This window comes from uncultured Ramlibacter sp., from assembly GCF_936925435.1.
In the GTDB taxonomy this organism is placed as follows: domain Bacteria; phylum Pseudomonadota; class Gammaproteobacteria; order Burkholderiales; family Burkholderiaceae_C; genus Ramlibacter.
Genome location: NZ_CAKZHQ010000021.1, coordinates 1 through 5,927 on the forward strand (window position 1 = coordinate 1; position 5,927 = coordinate 5,927).

Genomic DNA, 5,927 nt, shown 5'->3' on the forward strand with positions numbered 1-5,927 from the left:
CTGTGCGGCGAAAAGGCGCTCAGCCTGGCGCCCCTGCCGGCCGAAGCGCAGAGCAGCGGTCTGATCCGCGCGCTGTGGAAGGAGTTGGGCGGCAGCCTGAGCGGGCAGGTCCGTGGCGGCAGCGTGCCGGTCGGTGCCAGCCTGCTGCGCGGGCACCACCTGTGAATGGGTATGCCATCTCACTTGAAGGGCAGGTGTGCGGACAGTCGGCTGGTGGCGGCCCTCGGCCACAACCCGTCATCCGTCTGATGGCCGGATAGCCGACGGTCGCTTGATCTGGGTGGATCCCGGGTCAATCCAGCTGCAGCGCCCGGAACACTGGAAAGTCCCTGTGTATCGCCGTGCAGTAACGTTCCAGCAGGGCTGGCCACCATCGACGCGTGGTCATCGCCCGGTCTAACGAAGGCGCGTACGTCGTGGGTGTCCGTGGGCTCCCAGCGAATCGCACCGCCGGGCAGGCAGCGCTATCGGGTACTGCGGACTCTTCGGCAACCGGCGCCGCGACGAGATGCAGTTCAGCGTGGGTGGGCGGGCTTCACCGGAAACCGCTTGTTTACCGCACAGCCTCTGGCCGCTCTTGAGTCAGGGATTTGTCGAATTGTGGGAACAGCACCCTGTTCTCCAACCGGATGTGCTCCTGCAGGTCCTCGGCGAACCGCCGAGTCGCAGTGCAAAGCTGGATCCAGGTGCGGCAAGCATTGCCGGGCGGCGTCGCTTGAAGAGTCAAGGTCAGCAACAGCGCGAGTCTGTGAGCATGTTCCTCATGCTCGGACATCATGACGCAGATCGGGTGGGTGACGAAAGAACTGCCGCCCCGCGCCAGCATCGGAAAGAGGATCGTCTCCTCCTTCTCCATGTGCGCCAGTAGTTCGCAGTGCATCGACGTCAGCAGATCGGTCAAGCCCCGCGGCGTCTCGGCGTGGTCCGCGTGCACTGCCTCCACCTTGGCCGCAAGCTGAATCAGCACGGGGAGCTGCTGACGATGGACTTCGTGGAAGCGCGTCAGGATGTGCTCGATCAGCGCACCGGGCTCGGTGGGCACGGGTGACGCTTCGGCCTGCGGTGCCGTCTGGGGCTCCAAAGTGGCAGGCGCTGTGTATCGGGCCTCCACCCGGCTGATGTTCTGGTGATGGGCCTGCAGCATGTCCGTCAAGTCGGCGCGTGCCCGTGCGTCGTCGACCTGCGGAATCAGGGCCTGGAGCTTGCGGGTCACCCAGGCTTGGCCTCGGTTCAGAAACTTCAATCGCTCGTCCAGATCGGCGATGGCCATCGCCTTGCCATGGAACGCACCGGTCGCGCTGGAGGGCGTGGCCCCCAACGATTTAATGGTGCGCATGAGCATGCTGCACCAGCGGACCTCGTCCTTGTGGATGTCTTCCACCAATGCCGCGAGCTCGGGGTCGGTGATCGACCGTCCCGTCTCCATCGCAACGCGGGCACCGGCACGCTCGGCCTCCAACAGTTCGTTGAGCGCGTCCAGCAAGGCCGTGCGGGCCGGGTCAGTGGTGGCTGATGCGGAGTCCGTTTCCGGCAGGGAGGCGGATGACTGCGGTGGGGTCGAATTCATGAGGTAGAGGTCGCGGGCGACGGTGGGTTGAATGTCGAAGGGGAGCCCGGAGATGGAGGCGTTGCGAAGAGCGGAAACAGTTCCTCGTCTTCTGCCCGGATGTGCAGTGCCAGCTGACAGGCCAGGTCGTCGAGGCCTCGAATCAGCTGATGGAGCGCCAGGTCCGTGCCGTGAGCTTCGGTCAGCGTGCAAAGGTGCGCGCGGAGAGCGTCCATGGCGTGTTCATGTGCAACATGTTCGCGATGCAAGTCCTCGATCAGCAGCCCGATCAACGTGTTGCCGCCTTGCTCCATCATCGGAAACAGCCGCATCTCCTCCTTGAACATGTGCTGTTCCAGCGCGTCGCCAATGGCGTGCAGCGCATCGACGAGGCTGTCGTCGATGCCGCGCGCCTCGACCTTCGCTGCCATGGCCAGCAACTCAGGCAGTGCCCGGCGGTGGCCTTCATGGAACTGCGTTTGGATGCGGTCGATCAGGGCACTGACCTGCCGGGCGGTTTCAGGGGACATGGTCGGTGGAGGCAGCCTATTCCGGTTCAGTCTGGGCGAGGGCGCAAGCCGTTGACGTTGACCCAGGTCAAGTTCTGAACCAAAGGGCCCCGGCGTAGTTCTTCAGAACTATGTCCTGGCCGCGCGCCATCGTTCTTCTGCCGCGGTGCGCGTAGCCACCGTGCTGATGTTCACCGGGGCCGTGCCGGCGGACAGTCTCGTCAAACCCAAGACGAGTCCGATCCATGGCCACCACCACAACTCCCATCCCACGCCAGGCGTGGTCCGTGCTCATCGTCAGCACCATCGCCTTCACCGTGTGCTTCATGGTGTGGATGATGTTCGGCGTCATCGGCATTCCGCTGAAGAAGACGCTGGGACTGAACGCCACGGAGTTCGGTCTGTTGACTGCCACGCCGGTACTGACTGGCTCGCTCATCCGCGTGCCCCTTGGCATCTGGACCGACCGCTACGGCGGCCGCATCGTGATGACACTGCTCATGGCCATCACCGTGCCGGCGATCTGGCTGATGAGCTACGCCACGGCTTACTGGCACTTCCTGGTCATCGGCCTTTTCGTGGGCCTTGCCGGGGGTTCGTTCTCGGTCGGCACACCCTACGTGGCGCGCTGGTTCCCCAAGAGCCGCCAGGGCATGGCGATGGGCGTGTACGGCGCGGGCAACTCCGGCTCAGCGGTCAACAAGTTCGCCGCGCCGGTGCTGCTGGCCATCGGCGGCTGGACGCTGGTGCCGCAGGTGTATGCCGCGGTGATGCTGGGCACGGTCATCCTGTTCTGGTTCGGCAGCAGCAGCGACCCGAAGCACCTGGTGCCGTCGAACGTGAAGTTCAGCGACCAGCTGAAGATGCTGAAGGACCCCAAGGTTCTGAAGTACTGCCAGTACTACAGCATCGTCTTCGGCGGCTACGTGGCGCTGGCGCTGTGGATGGTGCAGTACTACGTGGGCGAGTTCGGCCTGTCGATCCAGACTGCCGCGCTGCTGGCCGCCTGCTTCAGCCTGCCAGGCGGCGTGCTGCGCGCATTCGGCGGCATCTTGTCTGACAAGTACGGCGCGCACCAGGTCACCTGGTGGGTGCTGTGGGTCAGCTGGGTGTGCCTGTTCCTGCTGAGCTACCCGCAGACCGACTTCACGGTGGTGACCGTCAACGGCCCCCGCACGTTTCACGTCGGCCTGAACGTCTACCTCTTCACCGCGCTGATGTTCATCCTGGGCATCGCCTGGGCCTTCGGCAAGGCCAGTGTCTTCAAGTACATCGGCAACGACTACCCCGACAACATCGGCACCGTCAGCGGCATCGTCGGCCTGGCCGGCGGCCTGGGCGGCTTCGTGCTGCCGATCATGTTCGGCGCGCTGATGGACCTCACCGGCATCCGCTCCAGCGCCTTCATGTTGATGTACGGCGTGGTCTGGGTCTCGCTGATCTGGATGTACTGGACCGAAGTGCGCAAGACCGAAATGATGGGCACGAACGCACCGGCGTCGCCCTTGTCGCGCAGTTTCGCGCGCTGAAAGCACAAGGAGAAGATGCCATGAGTGCCACCACGACAGCGGGTGCCAAGTCCGCCCCCAACCAGGCTACCGGCCCCGACATCGCCGACTGGCGTCCGGAAGACGACACCTTCTGGAATGCCACGGGCAAGAAGGTCGCCTACCGCAACCTCTGGATCTCGGTACCCGCGCTGCTGTGCGGCTTCGCGGTCTGGGGCATGTGGGGAATCATCACCGTGCAGATGCTCAACCTGGGCTTTCCTTTCACCCAGGCCGAGTTGTTCACGCTGACGGCCATCGCCGGCATCTCGGGCGCAACGATGCGCATCCCGGCGTCCTTCCTCATCCGCCTGGCCGGCGGGCGCAACACCATCTTTCTGACCACCGCCATGCTGCTGGCACCGGCCATCGGCACCGGCATCGTGCTGCAGCACAAGGACTGGCCTTTGTGGACCTTCCAGCTGATGGCCCTGTGGTCGGGCGTGGGCGGCGGCAACTTCGCCAGCTCGATGTCCAACATCCGCACCTTCTTCACGAAGCGCCTGCAGGGCACAGCCCTGGGCCTGAACGCCGGCCTGGGCAACTTCGGCGTGACGACGATGCAGATCGTCATTCCGCTGGTGATGACGGTGGGCCTGTTCGGCGCCTTCGGTGGCGAGCCGATGGTGCTGGTCAAGGACAGCGGCTGGATCTTCGGGAAGATCGCCGCCGGCACCCCCACCTGGATCCAGAACGCCGGCTTCGCCTGGGTGCTGTCGCTGGTGCCGCTGTCCATCCTGTGCTGGTGGGGCATGAACAACCTGAAGACGGTGTCGCCTGCCACGGGCTCACCGCTGGTGGCGTTCGCCAAGATCACCTACCTGTACACGCTGGCCTTCGTGCCCGCGATCTTCATGCTGTGGCTGTACCTGCCCAAGCCCACCGGCCTGGGGCTGCTGAGCATGTGGGTGGCCATTCCGCTGGACGTCATCCTGGCGCTGCTGGTGATGAAGCTGGCCGCCTTCGGCGAGATGAAGGAGGGCGTGAAGAAGCAGTTCGCGATCTTCAGCAACAAGCACACCTGGTCGCTGACCGCGCTGTACATCGTCACCTTCGGCTCGTTCATCGGCTTCTCGATGGCGCTGCCGCTGGCCATCACGGTGATCTTCGGCTTCCAGCACATTCCGGACGCCAACGGCGTGATGCAGCACGCGCTGAAGAACCCGAATGCGCCCTCGGCCCTGACCTATGCCTGGATGGGCCCCTTCATCGGCGCGGCCATCCGCCCCGTCGGCGGCTGGATCTCGGACAAGGTGGGCGGCTCTATCGTCACCCAGATCATCTCGGTGGTGATGGCCGGTGCTTCGGTGGCGGTGGGCTACGTGATGATGCAGGCCTACGGCTCGGCCACGCCTGAACAGTACTTCCCGATGTTCCTGGGCCTGTTCATGCTGCTGTTCCTGGCCAGCGGCATCGGCAACGGCAGCACCTTCCGCACCATCGGCGTCATCTTCGACCGCACGCAGGCCGGCCCGGTGCTGGGCTGGACATCGGCCATCGCCGCCTACGGCGCCTTCATCGCACCGGTGGTCATCGGTGCGCAGATCAAGGCCGGTACGCCGCAATACGCGATGTATGGCTTCGCGATCTTCTATGCCGTCTGTCTGGTGCTGAACTGGTGGTTCTACCTGCGTGGCAATGCCTACGTGAAGAACCCTTGAGTCACGGCGACGCACCCTGACGCCGGCACCCCTTCACGCCATGACCAGCATGACGATCATCCAGCACTGGAACCCCGAGGACCGCAAGTTCTGGGACCTGTCCGGTCGCGCGGTGGCCCGGCGCAACCTGTGGGTGTCGGTCCCTGCGCTGGCCCTGGCGTTCGCGGTGTGGATGCTGTGGTCGGTGGTGGTGGTGCACTTGCCGGCAGCGGGCTTTCGCTACAGCACCAACCAGCTGTTCTGGCTGACGGCGCTGCCCGCCCTGTGTGGCGCCACGCTGCGCATCTTCTACGCCTTCGCGGTGCCGATGATCGGCGGGCGCCGCTTCACCACGCTGGCCACGGCCAGCTTGCTGGTGCCTGCGATCGGCATCGGCCTGGCGGTAGCGGGCCTTGGCGGCCAGCGCGCCGTCGGCCGGTGGTGTGCCGGCCACCCCGCTGGCATCGTCGAACTGCAGGCTGCCCGACTGCAGCCAGGGGTGGCCATGGCCCTGCACCGCGTGCAGCGTGTTGCGTTCGAGGTCCTTGTGCGCCACGTACCACGGCTGGTGCAGGCCGCTGGCGCCGCCGCCACCGTGAACACGCGCGATGCGGATGCCGCGGCGCAGATCGCGCGCATCGGCGGCGGCAACATCGTCGCGGCGCTCGACGTGGTGGGCATGCCC

4 protein-coding genes and 1 pseudogene are annotated in these 5,927 nt (G+C 65.2%); 3 read left to right on the forward strand and 2 right to left on the reverse strand.

Annotation, left to right across the window (positions count from 1 at the left end):
* Positions 1 to 553: 553 nt before the first annotated feature.
* Both Q0632_RS10055 and Q0632_RS10060 read right to left on the reverse strand, forming a co-directional pair.
* Entirely contained in the window at positions 554 to 1,567 is a 1,014-nt protein-coding gene (locus Q0632_RS10055) for a DUF6306 domain-containing protein (RefSeq protein WP_298928348.1), read from the reverse strand.
* A complete protein-coding gene (locus Q0632_RS10060; protein ID WP_298928351.1) occupies positions 1,564 to 2,076 on the reverse strand; it encodes a hemerythrin domain-containing protein in 513 nt (170 codons plus the stop codon). Before Q0632_RS10060 ends, Q0632_RS10055 begins: the two co-directional genes overlap by 4 nt.
* Positions 2,077 to 2,300: 224 nt before the next feature.
* Here Q0632_RS10060 and Q0632_RS10065 point away from each other — a divergent pair, with 224 nt between their 5' ends.
* From Q0632_RS10065 to Q0632_RS22370, 3 genes and pseudogenes are all read left to right on the forward strand, one after another.
* Positions 2,301 to 3,584 (forward strand): nitrate/nitrite transporter, encoded by a 1,284-nt coding sequence (locus Q0632_RS10065; RefSeq protein WP_298928355.1) that lies wholly within the window; start codon positions 2,301 to 2,303, stop codon positions 3,582 to 3,584.
* A gap of 20 nt (positions 3,585 to 3,604) precedes the next feature.
* Positions 3,605 to 5,263, forward strand: a complete 1,659-nt coding sequence (locus Q0632_RS10070; RefSeq protein WP_298928358.1) for an MFS transporter — start codon at positions 3,605 to 3,607, stop codon at positions 5,261 to 5,263.
* 40 nt (positions 5,264 to 5,303) lie between these two features.
* Positions 5,304 to 5,927, forward strand: a pseudogene (locus Q0632_RS22370) (hypothetical protein); the annotation flags it as partial.